This is a genomic window from Paenibacillus cineris, assembly GCF_018333335.1.
Classification (GTDB): domain Bacteria; phylum Bacillota; class Bacilli; order Paenibacillales; family Paenibacillaceae; genus Paenibacillus_AQ; species Paenibacillus_AQ favisporus.
Genome location: NZ_BORU01000004.1, coordinates 489561 through 514025 on the forward strand (window position 1 = coordinate 489561; position 24465 = coordinate 514025).

The following is a 24465-nucleotide window of genomic DNA, read 5'->3' on the forward strand; positions in this document are numbered from 1 at the left end:
CACACGTCCTATTTTAGGAATCCGGCTTGTCGGCGAGCTTGACGTCCACGGTCTCCTGCTGGCCTGCACGGTAGAAGGTGACCTTGAGCATGTCGCCGATCTTCACTTTGTCATACAGGTACTTCTTCAGCTCCAGCGTAGTCTTGATCGGGTTCCCGTTGAACTCCGTAATGACGTCGTTTAGCTTGAGCCCCGCATCCTTGGCAGGTCCGATGGCATCCAACACGACCACACCGTCTTTCACATCAGCCGGAAGCTTCAGCTCCTTGCGCTGGTCTTCATCCAGCGGGGCGTACGGATTGTTCAGGTCCACGGTGTACACGCCCAGGTAAGGACGTGAAATCTTGCCGTATTTCATCAGCTCATCCACCGTCTTCATCACCTGATCGACCGGGATGGCAAAGCCCAGGCCTTCCACGCCAGCATCAGAAATCTTCATCGTGTTGATGCCGATCACTTTGCCGTTCAGGTCCACCAGCGCGCCGCCGCTGTTGCCTTCATTGATGGCCGCGTCGGTCTGGATCACTTCCTGCTCCCAGTCGTACACGCCATCCTGGTTCAGCGACACCGGCACGACCCGGTTGGTGTAGCTGATGATGCCGGACGTCAGCGTATCCCCGAGCCCGAGCGGATTGCCGATGGCAAACACCGTCTCCCCCAGCCGCAGCTTCGTAGAATCGCCCATTTCCGCCACATCGGCAATGTTCTTGTCGTCCACCGACAAGACGGAGATATCCGTCACTTTATCGGTACCGACGAGCGTTGCCTTTTTCATGTCCCCGCCGACCGTCATCACTTCCAGATCCTGTGAGCCTTCAATGACGTGGTTATTGGTGATGACATAAGCTTTGCCGTTTTCCTTTTTGAAAATGACCCCTGATCCGAGCGCCGAATCCTCCAGGTCGGCCGTCCCCTTGTCCGCGTCCTTCGCATCTTTATAGTTCACGATGCTGACGACGGTCGGACGGACTTTGGCCGCTGCCTGAACGAGCCGGTCGAACGGATCTCCGCTGCCGTCCAGCGGGGTTGAAGTAACGGCACTGACCGCCGCCGTCTCCCTTGTATGGGAAGGAAGGCCGGTGATGAGGCTGAACAGGAGCACCGCCACCACCGCACTGATGACGGAGCTGACCGTCGCCACGAACAGCGTGGACGTCCCCCGGCTGCGCCTGCTTCTGCCCCACACCCGCTGTGCGGGATATACTTTGCGAAGGCTTCGCCGTTTGGAAATTTTGGTCGAATAAAAATCGTCACGAAACAGCCCCATGTGATCCTCTCCCCTTTGTTGTAACGCATCCCGAAAATCTTGTGAGATTCATCCATACAGATGCCTTTGACGAGAAATGAAAAATATTCGTCGCCAATGACCGGTCCGTATAACTAATGACGTGGCGGCATGTTCTTATAAGCTTCTAATCGTTCAGGCTGCCTATACTATTAATAACTGCTTCCAGCTTACCAAGGTTGCACGAGGCAGACCCTTTATTTTTTACATCACCACATTGGGCTGAATCTAAGCAGCAAATTTGAAGCGTCGAAGTCTCAGTCACTCACATTTGTATGTATGGAATTTGCCCACGTTGACTTCGGATTCTCTTTCTATATAGATTGAACTAAAGCTTTGCATTGAACTACCTGCTATAACGGCCCGATAGGCGGCCTATAACATTCATTCTTTAGCCTATTCTATACAGCATATGAGATTTATTTTCATAGAAACAGGAATGTTTCCAGCATTAACAGACTAGAATAAAAGTAAAGCCTGATGAAACTATGAAAAAGGGCGAAGCACGACCTGCTATGCTGCAGGCTGGACACCAGTCAAACCCGCTGTATGCAAGCCTTCGCGGACATTCATGCGGTATAGTTATTGTAACATATGTGGGACGGTTGCCCTAATCTTTTATCGCTTGCGTCATTGGTGGGTTATGGAATTGAACCGATGTTGAAAAACAAGGAGGAACGGACTCATGGAACGATTTCCGTCTTCGATGGACTATGTGAATATGATGGCCAAGCTGGGGGATTTAAAGGACGAGCACTACCGCAATACCCTTGCCTTAAGCACGATCATTGAACTGCTCATTGACAAGGGCATTCTCACCCGTGACGAGGTAGAGAGAAAAGCGGCGGAGCTCGACGAGTTTATGGCTCACTCACCTTATCCCACGGTGTAGGCCGGTCGTAGTAAGTGTCGCACAGTTTAAATTCGCTGTCTTTATAGAAGCATCCCCGGTCTTCCATCCCGGCACGCACGGTCATTTTCGCCAAATCCATCTGATTATGGTCCCGGCTTAAATGCGCCAGATAGGTGCGCTTCAGGTCTCCGGTCAGCAGCTCGCTCATCGCCTCGCCTGCGGCATCGTTGGACAAGTGCCCAAGATCGCCCAGAATGCGGCGCTTGGTGTTCCACGGATAACGGCCCATCCGCAGCATCTCAATATCGTGATTCGCCTCCAGCACGAGCACGTTCGAGCCGCTGATGGCCTGCTTCACCTTATCGCTCATATAGCCCAGGTCCGTGGCCACGCTCAGCTTCTCGTCCCCGTCGTAGAAGCAGTAGCCCACCGGCTCTGCCGCGTCATGCGAGATTTGAAAAGACTCCACCCGCAGCGATCCGAAATCCCGCACTTCGCCGCTGTCCATCACGACACGGTTCTCCTCGGCGATTTTGCCGACGGACTTGTTGATCGCCTCCCATGTCTTCTCGTTGGCATAGATCGGCAGATCGTATTTGCGGGCCACGGCACCGAGCCCTTTAATATGGTCGGAATGCTCATGGGTGACAAGAATCCCGTCAAGTTCCTCTCCCGACAGCTCCCGCTGCTCCATCAGCTCGTCGATCCGCTTGGCGCTCAGCCCGGCATCGATCATCAGCGTCGTCTCTTCGTTTCTTACCACGGTTGCGTTCCCCGTCGATCCGCTCGACAGAACGGTAAAAGATATGCCCATCATCCCTGCTCCTTTCCCTCTTCATCCTTGGGGCTGTTCACGGTCACGTCACCGCTGATCCCCTGTACGTAATAAATTTCTCCGCTCTCCAGCGTGAACCGCCATGATGGCGCGGCCACCTGGCTTTCCGAGTTAAATACCTGGCCGTAATAGCCCAGCTGAATATCCTTTATGGACGAACCTTCCGGGATAAAAGCGTCCACTAACCGTTTTAGTGCCCCGGATGCCGGCAAAATCTTCTGCTCCTGCTCGTCCTCCATCGGGGCGATTTCCACCAGCGACTGGCGGTAGGACACGATTTTCTGCTCGCTGTAGTACAGCTCGAGCTGATCGTTGAACAGCGGCCATTTGCCATCCACCAGCGTATGCATGACGAATCGGCCCGCGGCGCCGGCAACTTTCACCCGTTCCAGCTCCGACTCCGTCATCTCCTGACTCGCCTGGGGGTCATACCGGTAATTGCCGAACTCGGGAATCTGGTCGCCCAGGGCTTCCACAAGGTCGGTACCCATAAAGATCAGCTTGCTCTCGACCGGCTTCTTCAGCGTGACCGGCTTGCCGATGCTTTCCCCGCTAACGTAGTGATAGGAGATTTTGGGCAGCGCGGGCGTCATGCTCGGAATCGGGCACAGCAGCTGAATCGATTTTTCCTCCATCGCCTTCTGCGTGCTGTCCGCTAGGGAGGCAAAGTCCAGATTGGTGTCCGCCTGTTCGCGCACGTCGGCCCACAGCTGGTAGCCCAGCACCAGGTTCAGCAGCAAAAAAGCGTAGATCAGCACATTTTTGGCCCGTCCCCAATCCATCCCTTGCCCTCCTTTTACCCGAAATTTGATCCCGCATGGTTCCCCATAGCTTCGGCTAACCCATCATTCCCAAGCTTCGACACGCGATCCATCCGATCATTATGAAAATGGAGCTTTGCTCCTTCTAATCGACCTTTCATGCTAGATGCTGCATCCGTTATTGCCCCTAAATACAGCAGCAAGATATAGATTGGGAGGCAGAATTCCCTGCTACTCCCACCTTACGCCACTCTTTTCCATCGGTCAACCCGCATTATGCCAAGCCTGGCGTTCCTTTAGCGGATCACCGTCACGGCGCCGCTCGCCTGCTTTACCGCCCAGACCGGCGTCAGTTTCAGCCCCGTTCCGGTCTTGGTCAGCTCCGGCAAATACGCCGGATATAGATCCTCGATCGCCGAGTCCTTGTTGATCCGGCCCAGCTTCTCCTTGAGCTCGGCACCGCCCGGCAGCTTCACCATCGTCTTATGCTGCTCCCCGGATTTCATATAGATCAGAGAGCGCTCATAGGCCGACACGGTGCCCTGCTGCAGGTTCAGCCGGATCGTGCCGTAATGGAAATTAAGCGTGTCCAGGATCGGGTAGGCGCCGTAATACTGCTGGAACACGATTTGGCTGCGGTCCTCTCCGGTGCCCGACTGGCCGAGCCGGTAGGTTCCATTCCAGCCGCCATGCTCGTTGACGAAGTCAACGGCAGCCAGCGCATCCTTCCCGTCGCTGCTCTCGCCCGCCGGCGGCGCGGCCGGATCGGTGTAGCTGATCCACTTCTGCTCCTGCCGCACCTGGAGGCTCCGCTTGCTGTCCGTATAAATCTCCGATCCGTCCTTTTCCTGGATGTAACGGGTTATTCCGGGGTCGAAGAAGAGGCTCTGCTGCATCTGTTCCACCGTATAGACGCCAATATTAATTTCAGCCTCCACCATCTGGATGGACGACTGCGGCACATAATACTTGCCGCCTGCCTCCGAAGAGTAAGCCGTCCATTCCTTGCCGAAATCGACATGCTGCTGCACATCCTGCACCGTCAGGTCGACTTTGCCGGCTTCATAGACGATATCGCCTTCCGTACTGAAGAACATCGCATGCGTCTTGGAATCGTTCGGCGACGTATAAATCCAGATCCGGTCGATCCGCTCCGCTTCAAACAGCGAGTCAGGCGCGATCTGCATGACGCGCTGCAGAAGCGATACCGGGATCCCCGATCCGAAGGTCAGCTCGATCCCGGGATCCTCATTGCGGATCTTGCTCCAGTCCGTGTTCTCCACCGGACGGCGCTGGAAGCTCTCGAAGCTGCGTCCCTTCAGACGCGAGTAAATCAAGTTGTAGAACGTAGAGTTCGGGTAGAAGACCGTATGCTTGCCCTCTCCCATATGAATCTGCATTTTATCCGGATAAATCAGGTTCTCGGCGCTCTCCTCCGGTCCCATGTTGTCCGTCTTGATATAATTGTTCTCCGTTTTGGCGATCGAATCCCCGCCCGGCAGCCGGTAAATCAGGTAATAGCTCTGCACCAGGCTGCCGGCAACGAGCAGCGCCAGCAGGATCGATTTCATCTTCTCCTTCATGAGGCGCTCCCCCCTTCGTCACCCAGAGGCAGCGTAAACGTCACCTTCGTGCCCTGCCCCAGCTCCGATTGAAGGGAGATGGTGCCGCCGTGGGCGAGCACGATCTCGCGGGCGATGGACAGTCCGAGTCCGGTGCCGCCCATGTTGCGGGAACGGGCCTTGTCCACCCGGTAGAAGCGCTCGAAGATCCGGTCCAGGTCCTTCTTCGGAATGCCGATGCCGGTATCCTGCACCGAAATGGCGAGCAGACGGCCTTCGGTCAGCGCTGCTTCCATCGTGATGCTGCCACCGGACGGCGTATATTTGAGCGCATTGGACACGAGGTTGTCCAGCACCTGATCGATCTGGTCCCGGTCGAACGGCGCCTTCTGAACCCCTTCCTCCACGCGGACTTCCGCCAGAATGCCCTTCTGCTGCATTTGAAAAGAAAAGCGGTCCGACACGTCCTCCAGCATTTCGAGCACATCAGTCGGCTGCTTGCGCAGCAGCGCCTCCTTGTTGTCCAGCCTGGACAGATGGAGCAGGTCCGTCACGAGCCGGATCATCCGCTCCGTTTCGTTCTGGATGACCCCGACAAACCGTGCCGCCAGCGGCGGATCGTCCAACGCCCCGTCATCCAGCGCTTCGGTGTAGCTCTTGATCGTCGTGAGCGGCGTGCGCAGCTCATGCGACACGTTCGCCACGAACTCACGGCGTGACGCCTCGAGCTTCTCCTGCTCCGTCACATCCTGCAGCACGGCGATCGTGCCCGTGATGCCGAATTCGCGGCGGTGAATCGGAGTAAAGGTCACGCGCACCATGTAATGGCGCGATTTCTCCTTCTCCTCTTCCGGACTGATCTGCAGCAGCATCGTCACGTATGTTCCTTCCGTGAACGTGTCCGCCTGCTCCGGCGTCAGTCCCAGCACTTGCGCGATATCGCTTCCGGCCAACTCATCCTCGTCCACGCCAAGGATCGCCCCGGCGCGGCGGTTCATCAGGATGACCTTGCCGGCTTCGTCCGTGGCGATCACGCCGTCGCTCATGTTCGTCAGGATCGAAGCGAGCTTCTCTTTCTCCTCTTCGTTCTGGATCAGCGCTTCGCGCAGCCGCGAAGTCATATAGTTGAACGCCTCGCTGAGCTGGCCGATTTCATCGTTGCCGAATACGGGCATTTTCTGGTCGAAGCTGCCCTCGGCCACCGCGGTGGCGTGGTTGGTCATTTCCTTGATCGGGTGAGTGATCGTATGAGCCAGAATGACGCCGAGCACGCAGGTCATCCCCAGCGCCAGCAGGATCCCGGAAATAAAAATGTTGTTCACCCGGCCCATCGTATCGTACAGCTCCTTCATCGAAGCGACGATGTAGATGGCGCCGACGATTTTCCCATTGTTCATGACCGGCTTCGCCACGACCTTCTTGCGCACGTTGTCTTCATCGATGACGTATTCCTCGTTGTCCTTGATGCCCTGCAGCGCCCGGCTCACGACCGTCTGCGTGTTCTTCTTCCCGACATAGTCGGCATGCGAAGGGTAAGACGTGATCAGCACCTTGCCGCTGGCGTCAAGCACCTGGATTTCCGCCCCGTTCAGGTTGAACAGGTTGTTGACGATTGCTCCCAGGCTCTCCACCGGATTATTCTCTCCCGTATCCCCGGTGCCGCCCAGCTTATCCGCTGCCAGCACCGACAGCAGCTCCGCCCGCTCCTGAAGGTCCTTCGTAAAGTTGCTGGTCAGGGAATTTTTCATCGCGCTGACAAAATACACCCCGATCAGCTGCATCGCGATCAGGATAAGCAGCACATAGATGATGATCAGCTTCGCCTGGATCGTGCGGAAAAAGGAGGGCCATTTCATTTACAGGCCTCCGTTTTTGGGACTCCGCATGACGTAGCCAAGCCCCCTCCGGGTAAGGATGTATTCCGGCTTGCTCGGATTCTCCTCGATTTTCTCGCGCAGACGCCGGATCGTCACATCGACGGTGCGGACATCGCCGAAGTATTCAAATCCCCATACCGCCTGCAGCAGATGCTCCCGCGTCATGACTTTGCCCGCATTTTTGGCCAAGTAATACAGCAGCTCGTACTCCCGGTGCGTCAGATCCAGCGCTTCGCCGTCCTTGTACACCAGATACATGTCCGTATCGATAAACAGGCCGAACAGCTGCACGCCCTGCTTCGGCGTCTCCGCGGCAGGCGCGGCGGCCGCCTCCGTACCGTTCGGTTTGTTCTGGCGCCGCATCTGCGCCTTGACCCGGGCCAGCAGCTCGCGCGTGCTGAACGGCTTGGTGACATAGTCATCCGCCCCAAGCTCCAGCCCCAGCACTTTATCGATCTCCTCGTCCTTGGCCGTCAGCATAATAATCGGCAGCTCCATCCCGGCGGCGCGCACCTCGCGGCACACATCCATGCCGTCTTTGCCGGGCAGCATCAGATCCAGCAGCATCAGGTCCGGCTGCGCAGACAAGGCCATTTCTACGGCGCTCACACCGTCAAAGGTACAGATGACCTCGTATCCCTCTTTTTCCAAATTAAATTTCAAAATATCGGCAATCGGCTGTTCATCATCCACGACCAAAATGGTTCCCTGCATCGGCTGACCCCACCTCTTTTTCTCTCCGTACTTGTTGACACTGTCCTTTTTATTTTACCATACCTGGAAGCCCGTCACATCCCGCAGAGCCGCAGTTTTGGCAGTAATCCTTTCCTTTTCATGAAAATTTCTTGCAAACCTCCGCCATCCCACTAAAAAAGCACGGCCTCCCTCAGGAGACCATGCTTTGAATATAAATATATGATAGCTGTATCCGGTTATTATCTTATGCTAATTCTTACCGCAGCCCAACTCAGTTCAAATATTTCATCGGGTTCTGAATCGAACCGTTCTTGTGGATCTCAAAATGCAGGTGGGTGCCGGTCGAATGTCCGGTGCTTCCCATGATGCCGATTTTTTCGCCTTGGTTTACTTTTTGACCGCTGTGAACCGAGATGCTGTTCAAATGTCCGTACAGCGTTTCATAGCCGTTGCCGTGACTGATGATGATGGCGTTGCCGTAGCCGCTGATTTGGCCCGTAAAGGTCACCGTGCCGTCGTCAGCCGCCATGATCGTCCGGTTACCGGATACCATGTCGATGCCCTTATGCATCTTGCCCCAGCGGGTCCCGTAGGAGCTGGATATGACATGGCCGCTCACCGGCCAGGCGAACTGTCCGGAGCCTCTGCCCGGAACTTTCGTCCCCTGCAGGACGACCTCTTTGAGCGAAGACTTCACGACCGTTTGTCCGAGCCACTGCTCGCTGACGACCTTTCCGTTCTCCTTCGTTACCTGATAGGTCATTACCTTCAGGCCTTCCTGTCCGGGCCGAACGACTTTGGTCTTGCCGGCCGGCAGTTCCTTGCTCTTGCGGATTTCGATTTCCGGCGCAGTCGATACCTGTTCGGTCACCTTCTCGACCGTCTTCACCGTAATTGGCGGCTTCGGTACGGTCAGCTTCAGCTGATCGCCGATCTGCAGGTACTTTTCCTTCACACCCGGATTGTTGCTGTAAATCTCCTTCTGGCTGATCTTGAACTGGCTCGCGATCGTGCTGATCGTATCGCCTTCCTCCACCGTGTACACCAGCGGCGCTTCCTGCCCAGTCGTCAGCAGCTTGGCTGCCTCCGCAGCGGTTAGCACTTTGTTCGGGTCGGCTTTGACTGGCGCTACCGTCACCTTCTCCTCAATAGACACCTTTTGGACCGAAGTTCCCGGCGTCGACGCGGTTTTCGCAGAGGAAGTAGTAGCTGCCATCTTCTTCAGCTTGGTTTCCGCCTTGTCCTTCCCGCTGGCCGCAGTGACTGCAGCCTTCGGCGCGAACTTCATCTGCGCCTGTTCCAGCGCGGCATCCACCGTGGCCTGGTCCTTCACGATCCCGACGACCTTGCCGTTTACTTTCAGCTCCACACCTTCGGCATATGCCTTAAGCATACCGTCCAGCTTCTTGAGCGTGTTATCCGTATCGGGCTTGGCCTGAAACGCCTTCTCGACCTTCGTCGTGATGCCGTCCGTCTGAAGCACCATCTCCACACCCGGATATTCATCTTGATATTCCTGCTGTTTCTGGCTGAACAGCTTATCGATTTGAGAGGGATCCTTGACCGTCCCGATTTCCTGATTATGTACAAGGACATGATAATACGGGACCATATTGGCATTGACGTACTGATTGCCTGCATACACAAGTCCAGCGATCACGATGACCGCACCGGCCGTACCCGCGATCCATTTCCGTGGAGCGCTCCATTTCCGCCCTTGAGGTTCGGTTTCAGGCGTCGCAGCGCCCATATGCTGATGTTCATCCTGCTTTCCGGAGAGTTGCGCGGAATTTGTCGAAGCTTGATTATTCTCCTTCCAGCGGTTACCCTTAAAACCCTTCATAACTCTCTCCTTGTTTGCTTTGTATGCTTTTTCAAAAATGACGAAAAAGTTAAAATTTTGATACCTTTTTACACAATCTATACTTTAACACAACGTTTACAAACAATTCAACTCTCGGCGCACAGCAAAAAACCCGCGTCCGGCGCGGGTTTATGTTATTTACCTATAAGTGGATTGCGTTGCTTTAATTCATTAAAAGGTTACAACTTCCTCCGTTGGGTTTGATCGCCCAGTGTTTCCAGCTGCCTATTGCTCCAGCAGTTTACTAAGCGCGGCATATTCTTCCTTCGTCAAATACTTGGAGATCGTGTCTTCTATTGTCGATAATTCTTGCTCGGTCAGGCCGTCCTCCATGGCGGCCGAAATTTTTTGCATTTCCGATTGCGGCAGCTTTTTCATCAAAATATTAAAAATCTGCTCCTTCTCCGTCGCGGTCAGCTCATCTTTCTTCTGGATCATTTCGTCCGGGCTGATGACAACCTGCTGATCGGCTGCGGACTGGCCGCCCATGGCTGATTCGCTCAGGCCCTGCCCCATAACGGGCAGTGCGTCGTCCGGCGCATCCGTGCCCTCGCCGTCTGCGTTTCCCCCCGTCTCCATACCGGCCGTACTGCCCCCCGATCCCGCCTCACCAGTGTTGGTTCCGGTCTGGGACCCGGTTCCGGCAGTTTCTCCCGCTCCCTCCGTGCTGCCTGTTCCGGTTTCTGCCGTATTCGTGCTTCCAACCGTTGACTTGCTGTCGTCCGCCGCATGAGCCGTGCTGGCCGCCTCTTTATCGGGCTCCTTTTCCTTGGTGGTGTTCAATCCCAGCATTCCCTTCATCATGCCACCAATGCCCGTCGGCTGGCCCTCCAGCTGAATGTTAAAGCTGGCCAGCAGCGATTGGACATACATATTCACGACAGCTCCTGTCGTAAGTACCGTCAGGCCGCTGATCAGCACCACAGTCAGCACCGTTTTGAGCAGCCATTGCGCAATCTTCATAGCGCACCTCCTCCTTTGCCCTTCCCGTCATATCCGGGCTGTTTTCCGGCATTCCAGCCGTTATTCTTTGTGACGACCTGTGACGACCTATCCATGCCAACACGTATGATTGACTGTTATTAGAGCGTAATCGCTACGGGCCAGGCCGCCCCAAATTCTGCACCGCTCCGACTCTATCAGAGTCACGGCGGCCGAACTCTATGAAACGGCGCTGTTCAATAGAATGAACTGAAACTTCCTGTAAATTTTCAAATTCAATCTATATATCTAGCAGTATTGACGGGAAGCGGAGGATTCAATCCTGCAGTACGCAAAATAGCCCCAACAAAGTGGAGCTTACGCTTCGATGCTTATTCCAGATACTTTTAGGCAGACTCCACAACAAGGAAGCTGACTCCGCGTGGTTTATACTTTTATTACATCATCAAAAAAGGCCACCTTAACGCACTTGGCGTTAAGGTGACCTCTTCGATCAAAACGGTATCAATTCGCCTGTTTCCCAGGCTACTGTACAACTGATGACTTATTAATAGATCGGCAGCACCTGATTGGTCTGATTACGGTTGCGTCCTACCGAGAAGATAGCAATTGGAATGCCTGTGAGCTCGGATACGCGGTTAACGTAGTTGCGTGTCGTTTCCGGCAGATCGTCCAGCGTCTTCGCGCCGGAAATATCTTCGTGCCAGCCTGGCATTTCCTCGTACACCGCTTCGCATTCGCCCAGCATTTTCAGGCTCGACGGGTAGTGGGTGATGATTTCCCCGCGGTATTTGTATCCGGTGCAGATTTTAACCGTATCGAGACCTGTAAGCACGTCCAGGGAGTTCAGCGACAGTCCTGTCAGGCCGCTGACACGGCGGGCATGGCGGACCACGACGCTGTCAAACCAGCCGACGCGGCGCGCACGTCCGGTGACGGTGCCGTACTCATGGCCTTTCTCCCGGATATAATCGCCGATCTCATTGTTCAGCTCGGTCGGGAACGGTCCGTCGCCTACACGGGTCGTGTAGGATTTGGCCACGCCAATGACCTGCTGGATTTTGGACGGCCCTACGCCCGATCCGATACATACGCCGCCCGCGGACGGGTTGGACGAAGTCACATATGGGTACGTGCCTTGGTCAATATCCAGCATGACCCCTTGCGCACCCTCAAACAGCACCTTGCGGTCTTCGTCGATCGCGTCGTTCAGGACGACCGAGGTATCGGTAACGTACTTCCGGATTTGCTCCGCATAGTCCAGGTACTGCTTCAGCACTTCCTCGACGTCTAGCGGCTCCCCGCCGTACATTTCGATGACCTGGTTCTTCTCTTTCATCAGATGGCGGAGCTTCAGTTCGAACTCTTCGGGATCCATCAGATCGGAGATCCGGATGCCGTTACGTGCCGCCTTGTCCATGTAGCATGGGCCGATCCCTTTCCGGGTCGTGCCGATCTTGTTCGGGCCCTTACGGTCTTCCTCCAGACCGTCCAGCACCATGTGATACGGCATAATGACATGCGCGCGATCGCTGATTCTCAGGTTGTCCGTCGTAAATCCGTTGTCGTGAATGTATTGGATCTCTTCGAGCAGTGCCGCCGGGTTGATGACCATCCCGTTGCCGATGACGCAAATTTTATCGGAATAAAATACGCCGGATGGAATCAGGCTGAGCTTATATTTTTTACCGTCAATCAGAATGGTATGACCGGCATTGTTGCCGCCTTGATACCGGGCCACCACATCGGCGCTTTCTGCAAGATAATCCGTAATCTTGCCTTTGCCCTCGTCTCCCCATTGTGTTCCCACAACGACTACTGTTGACATGTTCATTCCCCCGCTTGGTGTGTACCACCGCATTTTAATTACAAGCTTATTTCATTATGTTTACCTGCAAGTATGATTATGCACCATTTCAAAGCTGCCATCGTCAAAGGGCATGTAAAACCCTCACACGTTCCAGTGTCCCCTACCATGAGACGAGCGCTGGACTGTGCTAAAGCAGCATTACCAGTGTAACAGTCCCCATTTTTAAAGTCAAATAAAAAACGAACAATTGCACTAACTAAAGTACAATTGTTCGGAAATAAGACAAGCATTCTTAGAAATATGGATAACCATTTATAAGATCGATTGGATCCATCTATCTGTTCTCGCGAACAACATCGCCGGCTTCGCTACATCGCGAATGCGTCGGTGTGCGTCCGCTCGTAATTGACGAACTTATTGAAATTCTTCATGAAGACCAGTTCGACGGTGCCCACCGGACCGTTACGCTGCTTGGCGATAATGATCTCGATGATGTTTTTCTTCTCTGTCTCCTGGTTATAGTAGTCGTCGCGGTATAGGAACGCAACGATATCGGCGTCCTGCTCGATGGAACCCGATTCACGAAGGTCACTCATCATCGGACGCTTGTCCTGCCGCTGCTCTACGCCCCGGCTAAGCTGGGACAGCGCGATAACCGGCACGCTGAGCTCACGCGCGATCTGTTTCAGTGTACGGGAAATTTCGGATACTTCCTGCTGGCGGTTCTCGCCGGCTTTGCCGCGTCCCTGGATCAGCTGCAGGTAGTCGATTACGATCATCCCGAGCCCCTTCTCCTTCTTCAGACGGCGGCACTTGGAGCGGATATCCGCAACGGTAATGCCTGGCGTATCATCGATGTAAATTTCGGCCTCCGCCAGGGAAGCGATCCCCATGGTCAGCTTGGCCCAATCCTCATCGGTCTTGAAATCGCCGGTACGCATCAGGTTGGCATCCAGGTTGGCTTCGGCACAGATCATCCGGTTGACGAGCTGGGGCGCCGACATCTCCAGACTGAAGATCGCGACCGTTTCTTTCGCACGCACCGCCACGTTCTGGGCGATGTTCAAGGCAAACGCCGTCTTGCCGACGGAAGGACGGGCAGCCACGATAATCAGGTCGGAACGCTGGAAGCCGTTCGTCATCCGGTCCAAATCGACAAAGCCTGTCGGTATGCCGGTGGTGCTTCCGCTCTGCTGGTGCAGCACCTCAACGCGCTCGAACACTTCCATCAGCACGTCGCGGATGGCGACAAAGCCGCTGCCGCTGCGCCGGTTGGAAATCTCCAGGATGCGCCGCTCGGCGTCGCTCAGCATGCCGGATACGTCTTCGCCGCCGGTATAGCCTTCGCTGACGATCTGCGTCGCTGTGCGAATGAGCCGCCGCAGCATGGATTTCTCTTCGATGATCTGGGCGTAATACTCCACATTGGCCGCTGTCGGCACCGCATGTGCCAGCTTCGCCAGGTAGCTGACGCCTCCGATTTCTTCCAGCTGTCCCTTGTCCTGCAGACGCGAGGTTAAGGTAATGAGATCAATCGGCTGGTTCTCTTCTCCAAGCTGGATCATCGCCTCATAAATCAGCTGATGCGGCACATCGTAGAAATCCTCGGGCGTAACCCGCTCCATCGCGGTGATCATAGCCTCGCTCTGCAGCAGAATCGCACCTAGAACCGCCTGCTCCGCCTCCAGATTTTGCGGGGGAATCCGGTCGAAAAAGAGCTCTCCGCCCATCTTATTCCTCCGTGACCTGGACCTTCAGCGTAGCTTTGACATCCGGATGAAGCTTCACGGTCATCTGCGTCACGCCCAATGTCCGGATCGGCTCATCCAATTCGATCTTGCGTTTGTCGATCTTGATGCCTTGCTGCGAAAGTGCATCCGCGATTTGCTTGCTAGTGATTGCTCCGAACAGCCGTCCGCCTTCCCCGGCTTTCGCTTTAAGCTGTACGGTCATCTCTTCCAATTTTTTGCCGAGAACCTGTGCTTCCTCTTTCTCCTGCTCTTTGCGCTTCTGTTCGGCCGCGTTCTGGTTCTCCAGCGTCTTCATGTTACCCTCGGTTGCCACACGGGCGAGGCCGCGCGGAATAAGGAAATTCGTTGCGTAGCCTTCCGATATATCTTTAATGTCCCCTTTTTTGCCTTGACCCTTAACATCCTTAATAAAAATGACTTTCATTCGAACAACCCCTCTTTCTCCTCAATTTGTGCAAGAACTTCGAGCAGCTGGGCCTCCGCTTCCTTAACGGTACCCTTCAGCTGCACGGCAGCATTGGTCAGATGGCCTCCGCCGCCGAGGCGCTCCATCACGACCTGCACGTTCATCTTCCCGAAGGAACGGGCGCTGATCCCGATCAACCCGTCCGGACGTTCACTGATCACGAAGGAGGCCACCACATCCGTCATGTTCAGCAGCGTATCCGCCACCTGCGCAATGAGCAGCTGCGGGATGACCGTTCCCGGATCCGTGACGGCCAGAGCGATATGATCATATACCATTTTAGCACGCTTAATGATATCTGACTTTGCCAGATATTCCTGCAGGTCTTCCTTCAGCATCCGCTGGATCTGGATCGTATCCGCTCCGCTCCGGCGGAGGAAGCCTGCCGCCTCAAAGGTCCGGGAACCGGTATGCAGCGCAAAATGCTTCGTATCCACAGTAATCCCGGCCAGCAGCATGGTCGCTTCCAGCGGCGTGAGCTGGATTTTCTCATGGATATACTGCAGCAGCTCCGTCACCAGCTCGCACGCGGATGAAGCGTACGGCTCCATGTACACGAGCACGGCGTCGTTGATGAATTCTTCGCCGCGGCGGTGATGATCGACCACGACGACCCGGCTGGCGTGATGAACCAGCTTCGGTTCGATCGTCATGGACGCCTTGTGCGTGTCCACCACGACCAGCAGGCTGTGCGGGCTGATCAGCTGCAGCGCTTGCTCCGGCGAGATGAAGCGCTCGACGAGCTTCTCGTCCTTCTGGACCTGGGTCATCATCCGCTCAATAGACGGGTTCGTGCCCGGGAGCACGATGTACGCTTCCACATTGTACATCTGCGCCGCCTTCAGCACGCCGATGGAGGCACCGATGACGTCCATATCCGGCATTTTGTGCCCCATGATGAACACCTTGTCGCTCTCCTGCATCAGGTCGCGCAGCGCGTGCGCGATGACGCGCGCCCGGACCCGCGTGCGCTTCTCGACGGCGTTGGACTTGCCGCCGTAGAAGGACAGCCGCTGGCCGGCCTTGACGGCCGCCTGGTCGCCGCCGCGCCCGAGCGCCATGTCGAGCGACGACTGCGCCAGCTCGCCCAACTCGCTGATGCTGTCGGGGCCAAAGCCCAGCCCGATGCTCAGCGTCATCGGCACCTTCAGCTCCGCGGTCATTTCGCGGACCTCGTCAAGAATGACAAAGCGGCTTTTCTCCAGCTCCTGGAGCGATCTGTAGTTCAGCATCATCAAATACCGGTCGGACGACAAGCGCCGCAGATACACTTCGTAATGCTTCGCCCATTCCGTGATTTCGCTGGTCACCTTCGCAATGAGCGACGTGCGCTGCTGGTCATCCATGCCCTGGGCCGCTTCGTCCAGGTTATCCATCATAATAATGCCGATCGCCAGCTTCTCGGCCTCGTATTTCTCCCGGAGTACGACCATCTCCGTTACGTCATACAGATAGATCAGCCGCTCATCGGTATTCAGGATCAAATGATAGTGCAGCTCGCCCACCTGGATTTCCGTCTCGATCTCCTTGGGCCCGTCCTTATGCGCTTCCCGGCCGCCGTCCCTTTTCTCGGCAAGCAGCGGCATCAGATCGGGAAACAGCTCGGATAGGCTAGCGCCCACAAGCGATTTTTGACCGAACATGGTACAGACGAACCGGTTATTCCATTCAACCACGCGGTCCTCGCTGTACAGCACGATCCCGAAGGGCAGCGTATTGATGGCTTCCCCTTCCACCCGTTTCACCCGGAAGGAGAGGCCGTTGATATATTCAAGCAGTTTTTTGCGGAAGTCCATTTCCTTCTTCAGCACCGCATAGCAGAGCGCGACGACAAGGCAGAGGCTGACGATTCCCAGCGCCCAGTTATACCGGGTCACAATAATGACCAGAACCAGCATCAGCGCAAACGCCCAGACGGTATAATAGCCGTGCCAGCGTTTCTGTAGAAATTTAGGCATGACACCCACCCTAACGTTTTGATTTGGTCATAAATTGACGAAGCGGAAATGCAAGATCCAGAATGCCGATAATCCGCATCGGCGGGAACAGCAGAATGGGAATCGCGAACAGCAGCGGGATGACGGGATGCCATTTCCGCTTGTGCCCCAAAAAGAAGAAGAAGCCAAACGCTTGAATCATAAAGCAAATATGCAGAAGCGGCAGCAAGTTCGCGGCAATCATGTCGAGAAAGCTGTTCTTTGATCCGCTTGCGAAAATTTCAATAATGACACCAATCAGATAATACCAGATTAGGGATCTCGGCAGCATCCACTCGCGGGCCGGCTTCAGCCTTGGGACAGAGAAGCCCATGCTGTCCATGATCGGACGAGCAAGCGCGTGCGTGATCACCGCCATCATAAAGGAACTGACTATCATGGCAAAAGGAATCATTTGCACCGTGGCGTCGCTTACCATCTGCATCTCCTCGGGGGACCAGGCCATATCCGAAATCAGCGGGTTACTTCCGCCCACATCACGCAGCGGAGACATCGTCATTTTGACAATGTCATGGACGTAGCTGGACAGATCAAAGTGGAAGAACGCCGTTCCGACCAATAGCAGGAGCAGCAGTTCCGCCAGAATAGTACCTGCACCCAGCATCAATGTGCGTATAGCCGGCACCCTTCTCTTGTAGGCCCGCCCCATAATCAGGGCAGGAATCATAAAATAAACGGCGAGCAGCAAATACACCGGATGTACAAGGTAGGCAATCAGCCAAACCGGGAGCACATGCAGTATGAACGATTTGACGTTAAGTGTTGTGAATAGGATTGCGGCCGGCAGGATGAGAAAAAAGACGGTCACAATCGAGAAGGGAGATAGTAAAGATAGCAGCAGGAGCAAATAGACGACACTCCAGACTACCGACGTCCAGCGCATTTTCAATGTGTTCACCTCTTACGCATATGTTCTTCCAGCGCGGAAATATCCTGGTACCAATCTTCAAGCTGGTGTCCTTCCTGTTTATGCTTCTTCAATTTGTCGAGCAGCAGATCATCCATGTCCCGGTAGGACATGCCGAGCCTGCGGGCCAGTATGTAAGAGCTCATAATCAAGCTGGCGAGACTGTCGCCCACTCGGGTGGTGCTGCCTTCCCACAAGGCTTTGAAAAGACGGGATACGTGGTCTACGACTTCGGTTTTCAGCCATTCAATAACTTTAGCGCGTTTGGCTACATCCAAATCCTTTGGCATGCCTCTAGGTCACACTCCCTTAAATAACCCCACGATGTGGGGCTTTATCCTCCGATGCCTATTCGGTTTCTCTTCGGCGGCCCAATATCAGCAAATACGCCTTTTTTTGATGAAAAAGCTTTATTCTCCATTATAGCATAAATAATAGCCTCTCACGAAAAGCCCCCCTGGCCTAAAACGGCGGCAAACTTCCAGCAAAGTGGCGTTATTAACCTCTGCCTATGTTCCTGCCTACAAACGGGTAAATGAATAAATGATAAGGCAAAAAAGACCTGCCATCCCGTACATCCCAATCCAAGCAGGTCTTTTGCCATTGCTTATTCAAAATCTTTGCCCAGCTTCCTCAAACCAGCGGATTAGCGGGTCTCTATGGATGCCTTGGTCTCCTCCGAAGCTGTGGATTCTCTGGAGACGAACTTCTCACAATATTCGATAATCTGGCTTCTGCGCACGATGCCGATAAACCGGTTCATATCATCCACCACCGGCACGAAGTTCTGTACTTTCGCCAAATTAATCAGATCTTCCATATTGGCGTCGATGGACACCGGCTTATTATGCACTTTGAGCGGAACTTCCTTCAGCAGAAATTTGGACGTATTCTCGAACGTCACCTTTCCGCCGGAGTTCTTCATATACCAGAGCAGATCGCCTTCCGTGACCGTTCCTGCATATTCCCCGTTCTTCCCGACGATCGGTACGGCCGTGTACCTGTGATACTCCATCCGTTCCAGCGTTTGCCGCAGCGTGGAGTCCATGGTAACACTGACCACTTCCTGTTTAGGGAGCAGAAAAAACGCTATATTCATGAAAATTGATCCTCCTCTTACCCTTTTTCAAGGTTCCCCTAACTCCATACGTTTCAAACCGCCCAATGTCTCAGTAGGGACACAAAATCAGCAGCCGAACCTGTGGCTGCCGATCATGCCCCGCATTTCTGATCCCGCAAATGCACACTGCTGCTTGTTGCGGTTTGGTTTTTTCTATATGCGAGCCAATAGGCACGCTTTGTTTTAGATATAAGAAAGCTTAATCTTCGTGGACTCAACATCCTTATATCGCAATAAAAACTTCCGCTAAATGCGGTCTGGCTTCTTAGAATGTTCGTCGATAGACGTTTTTGTTACTTTGCAACAGTCGTTTCTTCCTTCTTATCCAACATGTCAGGCGTCAACAGCTGATCCGAAGGGGTGTCCGGATTCTCCCAGCTGTCGATCAGCTTCTTGGCGTTCTGCACATCCTTCTTGATCGGCTCATCATAATAAACGCCGTCAATCTTCATGCCCTCACCCATGATGGTATAGGCAGTCATCTCAGCCTTATCACCGGCCAGCACTTGTTTCGCTAAATTGATAATGAAATTGGGCTGCATATCGGTTTTGAAATTGTCACCCATAATTTCGAGCAGCTCCGGAATTTTGGAAATTTGATTCAGGTTCAGCATCCGGTTGGCCACCGCATCCAAAAAGACCTGCTGGCGCTTCGTCCGGTTAAAATCGCTGTCCTCCCGGTAGCGCACATAGTTGAGCGCTTCTTCGCCGCTGTAAATAGGCTTATTGGCTTTGACCGTAAATTTCTCGTGGTCCTTGCCTTTGTTGACAATATCTTTGCCGATCGGCAGCTCCACGCCGCCCAGCGCGTCAACCGCGTCCTTCAGTCCTTTGAAATTGATGGTGGCATAATAATTGATATCGTGGTCCAGAAACGCCTCGACGGTATCCTTGGACATCTGCTGACCTCCAAAGGCATACGCATGGGTAATTTTATCTTTTTTACCTTTGCCGACAATCTCTGTATACGTGTCCCGCGGAATCGAAATGAGCAGCACCTTGGAATCCTTTGGACGTACGACCGAATAAATGATCGTATCCGAACGCGACGGTTCGTTGTCACGCTGGTCGGATCCGAGCAGCAGCACCGAGAACGGCTTGCTTTGGTACGCAATCTTCTCCACCGGCTTGCTCGGCACGTTGTCCTGGGACGTCAACGGCTGATACGATTTCTGCAGCGAGCTTTCCACTTGCTTGGACAGGAACAGGTCAAAGGCCATGACTGCGAGCTGCTTGCGGAAGAGATAAGCCCCTCCGGCCAGAAGCAGCAAAATCACAGTTAACGTTATATATGTTTTTGTTCTCTTTTTCATTAAGGGATTCCTTCTTTAAATTTAGAATAAAAAATGAATTATAGCCAGGTCGCGCCTGTACTTCCATCCCTCCCTTCTATATTTACACGAGGGGCGAAGGCTTGACGCACAAGCTTGCCCGCTGCCATTTGGGTATAAAGTCACAGCCAAACGACATTTACATTGTAAACGCAAACGAAACAAAAGAAAACCTTAAAAAGGTAACAGTGTTACCGGAAAGAGGATATTTCCAAGCCGTTTTCTTCCCTCAAAAAAAGCCCCGCCTCGGCTGAACACCGCAGGCAGGGCTGTATATGGAACGCTCAGAAGGACCCCAATCCTTCCTGTATACGCAGCATATAACTCTAATCGCAGAATATAATATTACTTCAGGCTGTTCAGGTCCGAACCGCCTTCCACGCCGATCGGGAAGTGGCAGGCCACCTGGCGCCCAGGAAGCACTTCCGTCAGGGCCGGTTCCACTTGGCTGCATTTCTCCTGAGCAAACGGGCAGCGTGGATGGAAACGGCAGCCGGACGGTGGATTGGCCGGAGACGGCACATCGCCCTGAAGGACGATCCGGTTGCGTTTCTTCGTTGGTGTCGGCTTCGGAATCGCGGACAGAAGCGCCGCGGTGTAAGGATGAAGCGGGTTGGCGTACAGCGTTTCCGTTTCGCCGACCTCAACCATTTTACCGAGGTACATGACGCCGACGCGGTCGGAGATATGACGGACGACGTTGAGGCCGTGGGCGATGAACAGGAACGTCAGGCCCATTTCGCGCTGCAGCTTCATCAGCAGGTTGATGACCTGCGACTGGACCGACACGTCAAGCGCCGATACCGCTTCGTCGGCCACGATGAATTTCGGATTCAGCGCGATGGCGCGGGCAATCCCGATCCGCTGGCGCTGACCGCCGGAAAATTCATGCGGATAACGGTTCCGGCGCGAAGCGTCCAGACCGACCAGCTCCATCAGCTCAATGACGCGTTTTTCGATCTGCGACGCAGACATCTTCGTATGGACCTTCAGCGGTTCGCCGATAATATCCTTGACCAAGAAGCGCGGGTTCAGGGAACCGAACGGATCCTGGAAAATAATTTGCATTTCCTCGCGCATTTTGTTCAATTCCTTGGAGCCCATGGAATGAATATCGCGCCCGTTAAATTTAACGGCACCAGCAGTAGCGTTCTGCAGCCGTAAAATAACCCGGCCCAGCGTCGACTTGCCGCATCCGGACTCGCCGACGAGTCCAAAGGTTTCGCCTTCGCGGATCGTAATGGACACGTCGTCGACCGCTTTGACATTGCCCACAACGCGGTTCAGCAGTCCTTTATGGATAGGGAAATACTTCTTCACGTGCTCTACTTCGATCAAGTTCTTAGCCATTGGCATTTCCCCCTATTCCACCGCTTACCGAGACTCCGTTACGATCCTTGTCTTCGTACAACCAGCATTTCGTGCTGTGTTCTGCACCAATCTGGATATCGCCCGGCTCTACCTGACGGCATTTATCCATCACATGAGGGCAGCGCGGGTTGAACCGGCATCCTTTCGGCAGGTTGCCCAGACCAGGGATGGTGCCCTTGATCGTGTACAATTCGTTGCCACGTTTGCCTTCAAATCCCGGAATGGACTGCAGCAGACCAACCGTGTATGGATGGGAAGGGTTCGAGAAAATCTCTTCAACCGTACCCTGCTCGACGATCGAGCCCGCATACATAACGGCAATATGGTCAGCCACCTCGGCAGCCACACCCATATCGTGTGTGATCAGCAGAATCGCCATACCGAGTTCTTCTTTCAGTTTCATAAGCAGTTCCAGAATCTGTGCCTGTACTGTCACGTCCAATGCGGTCGTCGGTTCGTCCGCGATCAAGAGCTCGGGCTTGCAGGCCAGTGCCACCGCGATGACGACGCGCTGACACATACCGCCCGACAGTTCGTGCGGATACTGCTTGGCTCGCATTTCCGGAGCCGGAATACCTACCAGACGAAGCAGTTCGATCGCTTCTTTCCAGGCTTCGCTGTGGCTCTTGTTCTGATGCAGACGCAGGCTCTCCGCGATCTGCTCACCCACGGTAAAGACGGGATTAAGCGCAGACATCGGGTCCTGGAAAATCATCGCGATCTTATTGCCGCGGATCGATCTCATCTGATCCTGCTCTTTAGTTGCAAGGTCGTCGCCATTAAACCGGATGTTACCTTCCAGTATACTGCCCCCTGCATAATCTATCAGACGCATGATGGATAAAGAGGTAACACTTTTTCCGCTGCCGGACTCGCCGACGAGGCAGAGCGTCTGTCCTTTTTCGATATTGAGTGAGATCCGGTCCGTCGCCTTGACGAAACCATTCTCGGACATAAATGCCGTGGTCAGATTCCGGATTTCGAGTAGTTTTTCCGCCATTTGTCCAGCCTCCTCCGGGAAATCTTCTTCTTCTGTCTAGGGTCCATCGCATCGCGGATACCGTCGCCGATGAAGTTGACGGCAAGCACGACCGCCAGGATACAAACCCCTGGATAAATGGCCTGCAACGGGTCAATCAGCATAAACTCCTGCGAGTTGCTCAGCATAAGTCCCCAGCTTGTGGCCGGTGCCTGGATACCCAGACCCAGGTAGGACAATCCGGACTCGGAAAGAATCGCGCCCCCTACCATCAGGGTGGCGTTTACGATAATCGGAAAGCTTGCGTTACGAAGCAAATGCCTGAAAATAATACCTGTTCTGGAAACCCCGATAGCACGGGCAGCTTCCACGTACTGCATTTCACGAAGCTGCAGGTACGTACCGCGAACGAGACGGGCCACGCCCATCCAGCTTGTAAAGGCCAAAATCATGATCATATATTGGATTTTCGTTCCGAAAATCGCCATGACCAGAATGTTCAGGAACAGCGTCGGTATCGAGTTCATGACGTCAATCAGACGCATGAAGATCGTATCGATCCAGCCACCGAAGAAGCCGGAAATCGCGCCGACCAATGTACCGATGATGACGGAAATGGCCGCGACGGAAAATCCGACTGTCAGGGAAATCTGACCGCTGTGCAGCAGTCTTGAGAAAATATCTCGACCTAGTTCGTCTGTACCCAGAAGGTGATCACCAGTGCCTGGCTTCAAGTTGGAGTTCATCAGATCGATTTTAGCAGGGTCGTAAGGCGAAATAACGTTTGCCAGTACCGATATCACGACAAAAAAGAGCAAAACAATAAGCCCGGTTACGGCATATGGATTACGAAGGAATTTCTTCACGACCGTCATCCACGGGCCCGGAGGCTTCTTGGAAGGGGGAAGTGGCGCGCTGGCCGGTTCCGGATGCTCAGATGCCTGAACATTAGGAGCTGTCTCGATGTTCATGTCACTCATGCCGATTTTCCTCCTTTACTTCCAAGTTTCACGCGTGGATCGACGATCTTATACAGAATATCAGCGATAAAGTTACCAGCAACGACGACCACAGCAGTAATGAGCGTAATCGCCATTAACACGGAATACTCACGCGAACGGGCCATTTCAACGAACAAACGTCCCATACCCGGCCAGTTAAATACGCTTTCCGTCAGCGTCGCACCGCCGACCAGAATCGGCAGATCCAGGCCAATGATCGTAATGATCGGAATCAAAGCATTACGCAGCGCATGCCGGAAAATGACTTTGCGCTCAGGCACGCCCTTCGCACGGGCCGTACGGATGTAGTCCTGCTCCAGCACTTCAAGCATACTGGAACGCGCGTATTTGGAATATGAGGCCAAGAAACCAAGCACCAAGACGGAGCAAGGCAGAATCAAGTGATACAGCAGGTTGCCGAAATTCCCTTGCTTATCCATGTCGTACATGTCGGACAGCGGGAGCCAGTCTAGTTTTAAGGAAAACAATTCCTGGAGGATGATCCCGAACCAGAACGCAGGCATTGCAAAGCCAATGTAACTGACAAAGTTAGCCGTCTGGTCGGAAATGCCGTACACTTTCGTACTGTTATAAATCCCCCATGGAATGGCGATGAGCAGTGAGATAAACCAGGCGAACGCCATCAGTTTGATCGTGTTGCCAACCGTTGGCCACAACACTTCGCCAACCGGCAGGTTGTTTTTGAACGTGTGACCCAAGTCGCCTTTCAGCATGTTCGTCAACCAAATAACATACTGGGTAGGAACCGGCTTATCCAGACCCAGGTTATGGGCTTGGATCTTTGCGGTTTCAGGTGATACTCCAGGGGCCATCATCATCTGTGTTGGACCGCCTGGCGCAGCGTGAATAAGGCCGAATGCAACCAAAGAGATCAGAAAGAGTACAAGAATGGATTGCAGTAAGCGGCGGATGAAGTATTCAGTCATTGTTGATCCTCCTAGAGATGATACGGACACGGACGCCTAACCATCATCCTTTTTTAAACACAAAAAAGGGTGGAGGGGAAGTTTCCTCCCCCTCTAGCACCGTTGTTACT

Annotated in this window: 21 protein-coding genes; 1 reads left to right on the top strand and 20 read right to left on the bottom strand. The window is 54.0% G+C overall.

Annotation, left to right across the window (positions count from 1 at the left end; genetic code table 11):
- Positions 1-13: 13 nt before the first annotated feature.
- Positions 14-1267: a S1C family serine protease gene (locus tag KI379_RS28970; RefSeq protein ID WP_212985740.1), complete on the bottom strand. Its 1254-nt coding sequence runs from the start codon at positions 1265-1267 to the stop codon at positions 14-16.
- A gap of 703 nt (positions 1268-1970) precedes the next feature.
- Between KI379_RS28970 and KI379_RS28975 the strand changes: the two genes are divergently transcribed.
- Positions 1971-2177 (top strand): hypothetical protein, encoded by a 207-nt coding sequence (locus KI379_RS28975; protein WP_076172423.1) that lies wholly within the window; start codon positions 1971-1973, stop codon positions 2175-2177.
- Here KI379_RS28975 and KI379_RS28980 read toward each other — a convergent pair.
- The 19 genes from KI379_RS28980 to KI379_RS29070 form a co-directional block, all read right to left on the bottom strand.
- A complete protein-coding gene (locus KI379_RS28980) occupies positions 2146-2952 on the bottom strand; it encodes an MBL fold metallo-hydrolase (protein ID WP_212970506.1) in 807 nt (268 codons plus the stop codon). The two genes, KI379_RS28975 and KI379_RS28980, sit on opposite strands and share 32 nt — an antisense overlap.
- Positions 2952-3755, bottom strand: a complete 804-nt coding sequence (yycI, locus tag KI379_RS28985) for a two-component system regulatory protein YycI (protein ID WP_212985741.1) — start codon at positions 3753-3755, stop codon at positions 2952-2954. Before yycI ends, KI379_RS28980 begins: the two co-directional genes overlap by 1 nt.
- Before the next feature lie 275 nt (positions 3756-4030).
- Positions 4031-5317, bottom strand: coding sequence for a YycH family regulatory protein (locus KI379_RS28990; protein ID WP_212985742.1), 1287 nt, complete (start codon positions 5315-5317; stop codon positions 4031-4033).
- A complete protein-coding gene (gene walK, locus KI379_RS28995) occupies positions 5314-7152 on the bottom strand; it encodes a cell wall metabolism sensor histidine kinase WalK (protein ID WP_212985743.1) in 1839 nt (612 codons plus the stop codon). The genes KI379_RS28990 and walK overlap by 4 nt, the downstream gene beginning before the upstream one ends.
- Positions 7153-7887: a response regulator YycF gene (gene yycF / locus KI379_RS29000; protein WP_076172433.1), complete on the bottom strand. Its 735-nt coding sequence runs from the start codon at positions 7885-7887 to the stop codon at positions 7153-7155.
- Positions 7888-8140: 253 nt separating this feature from the next.
- The gene (locus tag KI379_RS29005) at positions 8141-9712 is read right to left on the bottom strand and encodes a peptidoglycan DD-metalloendopeptidase family protein (protein ID WP_212985744.1); all 1572 of its coding nucleotides are present in this window, start codon (positions 9710-9712) and stop codon (positions 8141-8143) included.
- 246 nt (positions 9713-9958) lie between these two features.
- Positions 9959-10696: a hypothetical protein gene (locus KI379_RS29010; RefSeq protein ID WP_212985745.1), complete on the bottom strand. Its 738-nt coding sequence runs from the start codon at positions 10694-10696 to the stop codon at positions 9959-9961.
- A gap of 526 nt (positions 10697-11222) precedes the next feature.
- Positions 11223-12503, bottom strand: a complete 1281-nt coding sequence (locus tag KI379_RS29015; RefSeq protein WP_076172439.1) for an adenylosuccinate synthase — start codon at positions 12501-12503, stop codon at positions 11223-11225.
- Between the two features lie 350 nt (positions 12504-12853).
- Positions 12854-14215, bottom strand: coding sequence for a replicative DNA helicase (gene dnaB, locus KI379_RS29020; RefSeq protein ID WP_076172441.1), 1362 nt, complete (start codon positions 14213-14215; stop codon positions 12854-12856).
- 1 nt (position 14216) lies between these two features.
- Entirely contained in the window at positions 14217-14660 is a 444-nt protein-coding gene (gene rplI, locus KI379_RS29025) for a 50S ribosomal protein L9 (protein WP_076172443.1), read from the bottom strand.
- Positions 14657-16660 (bottom strand): DHH family phosphoesterase, encoded by a 2004-nt coding sequence (locus KI379_RS29030; RefSeq protein WP_076172445.1) that lies wholly within the window; start codon positions 16658-16660, stop codon positions 14657-14659. The genes rplI and KI379_RS29030 overlap by 4 nt, the downstream gene beginning before the upstream one ends.
- Before the next feature lie 10 nt (positions 16661-16670).
- A complete protein-coding gene (locus tag KI379_RS29035; protein ID WP_234489821.1) occupies positions 16671-17582 on the bottom strand; it encodes a DUF2232 domain-containing protein in 912 nt (303 codons plus the stop codon).
- An 11-nt stretch (positions 17583-17593) separates the two neighbouring features.
- Positions 17594-17896, bottom strand: a complete 303-nt coding sequence (locus KI379_RS29040) for a MazG-like family protein (protein ID WP_076172449.1) — start codon at positions 17894-17896, stop codon at positions 17594-17596.
- 356 nt (positions 17897-18252) lie between these two features.
- Positions 18253-18705 (bottom strand): CBS domain-containing protein, encoded by a 453-nt coding sequence (locus KI379_RS29045; RefSeq protein WP_076172451.1) that lies wholly within the window; start codon positions 18703-18705, stop codon positions 18253-18255.
- A gap of 314 nt (positions 18706-19019) precedes the next feature.
- A complete protein-coding gene (locus tag KI379_RS29050) occupies positions 19020-20039 on the bottom strand; it encodes an LCP family protein (protein WP_076172453.1) in 1020 nt (339 codons plus the stop codon).
- A 363-nt stretch (positions 20040-20402) separates the two neighbouring features.
- Entirely contained in the window at positions 20403-21407 is a 1005-nt protein-coding gene (locus KI379_RS29055; RefSeq protein ID WP_212985746.1) for an ABC transporter ATP-binding protein, read from the bottom strand.
- Positions 21400-22428, bottom strand: a complete 1029-nt coding sequence (locus KI379_RS29060; RefSeq protein WP_116233202.1) for an ABC transporter ATP-binding protein — start codon at positions 22426-22428, stop codon at positions 21400-21402. The genes KI379_RS29055 and KI379_RS29060 overlap by 8 nt, the downstream gene beginning before the upstream one ends.
- Positions 22395-23387, bottom strand: a complete 993-nt coding sequence (locus tag KI379_RS29065; RefSeq protein ID WP_076172460.1) for an ABC transporter permease — start codon at positions 23385-23387, stop codon at positions 22395-22397. Before KI379_RS29065 ends, KI379_RS29060 begins: the two co-directional genes overlap by 34 nt.
- Positions 23384-24355 carry an ABC transporter permease gene (locus tag KI379_RS29070; RefSeq protein ID WP_076172462.1) on the bottom strand — a complete coding sequence of 324 codons (972 nt, stop codon included), beginning with the start codon at positions 24353-24355 and terminating at the stop codon, positions 23384-23386. Before KI379_RS29070 ends, KI379_RS29065 begins: the two co-directional genes overlap by 4 nt.
- Positions 24356-24465 lie beyond the last annotated feature (110 nt).

Bases quoted from the DNA above. Each gene is read 5' to 3' on its own strand.
- KI379_RS28970 (WP_212985740.1), bottom strand. From the start codon at position 1,267: ATGGGGCTGTTTCGTGACGATTTTTATTCGACCAAAATTTCCAAACGG.
- KI379_RS28975 (WP_076172423.1), top strand. From the start codon at position 1,971: ATGGAACGATTTCCGTCTTCGATGGACTATGTGAATATGATGGCCAAG.
- KI379_RS28980 (WP_212970506.1), bottom strand. From the start codon at position 2,952: ATGGGCATATCTTTTACCGTTCTGTCGAGCGGATCGACGGGGAACGCA.
- yycI (WP_212985741.1), bottom strand. From the start codon at position 3,755: ATGGATTGGGGACGGGCCAAAAATGTGCTGATCTACGCTTTTTTGCTG.
- KI379_RS28990 (WP_212985742.1), bottom strand. From the start codon at position 5,317: ATGAAGGAGAAGATGAAATCGATCCTGCTGGCGCTGCTCGTTGCCGGC.
- walK (WP_212985743.1), bottom strand. From the start codon at position 7,152: ATGAAATGGCCCTCCTTTTTCCGCACGATCCAGGCGAAGCTGATCATC.
- yycF (WP_076172433.1), bottom strand. From the start codon at position 7,887: ATGCAGGGAACCATTTTGGTCGTGGATGATGAACAGCCGATTGCCGAT.
- KI379_RS29005 (WP_212985744.1), bottom strand. From the start codon at position 9,712: ATGAAGGGTTTTAAGGGTAACCGCTGGAAGGAGAATAATCAAGCTTCG.
- KI379_RS29010 (WP_212985745.1), bottom strand. From the start codon at position 10,696: ATGAAGATTGCGCAATGGCTGCTCAAAACGGTGCTGACTGTGGTGCTG.
- KI379_RS29015 (WP_076172439.1), bottom strand. From the start codon at position 12,503: ATGTCAACAGTAGTCGTTGTGGGAACACAATGGGGAGACGAGGGCAAA.
- dnaB (WP_076172441.1), bottom strand. From the start codon at position 14,215: ATGGGCGGAGAGCTCTTTTTCGACCGGATTCCCCCGCAAAATCTGGAG.
- rplI (WP_076172443.1), bottom strand. From the start codon at position 14,660: ATGAAAGTCATTTTTATTAAGGATGTTAAGGGTCAAGGCAAAAAAGGG.
- KI379_RS29030 (WP_076172445.1), bottom strand. From the start codon at position 16,660: ATGCCTAAATTTCTACAGAAACGCTGGCACGGCTATTATACCGTCTGG.
- KI379_RS29035 (WP_234489821.1), bottom strand. From the start codon at position 17,582: ATGCGCTGGACGTCGGTAGTCTGGAGTGTCGTCTATTTGCTCCTGCTG.
- KI379_RS29040 (WP_076172449.1), bottom strand. From the start codon at position 17,896: ATGCCAAAGGATTTGGATGTAGCCAAACGCGCTAAAGTTATTGAATGG.
- KI379_RS29045 (WP_076172451.1), bottom strand. From the start codon at position 18,705: ATGAATATAGCGTTTTTTCTGCTCCCTAAACAGGAAGTGGTCAGTGTT.
- KI379_RS29050 (WP_076172453.1), bottom strand. From the start codon at position 20,039: ATGAAAAAGAGAACAAAAACATATATAACGTTAACTGTGATTTTGCTG.
- KI379_RS29055 (WP_212985746.1), bottom strand. From the start codon at position 21,407: ATGGCTAAGAACTTGATCGAAGTAGAGCACGTGAAGAAGTATTTCCCT.
- KI379_RS29060 (WP_116233202.1), bottom strand. From the start codon at position 22,428: ATGGCGGAAAAACTACTCGAAATCCGGAATCTGACCACGGCATTTATG.
- KI379_RS29065 (WP_076172460.1), bottom strand. From the start codon at position 23,387: ATGAGTGACATGAACATCGAGACAGCTCCTAATGTTCAGGCATCTGAG.
- KI379_RS29070 (WP_076172462.1), bottom strand. From the start codon at position 24,355: ATGACTGAATACTTCATCCGCCGCTTACTGCAATCCATTCTTGTACTC.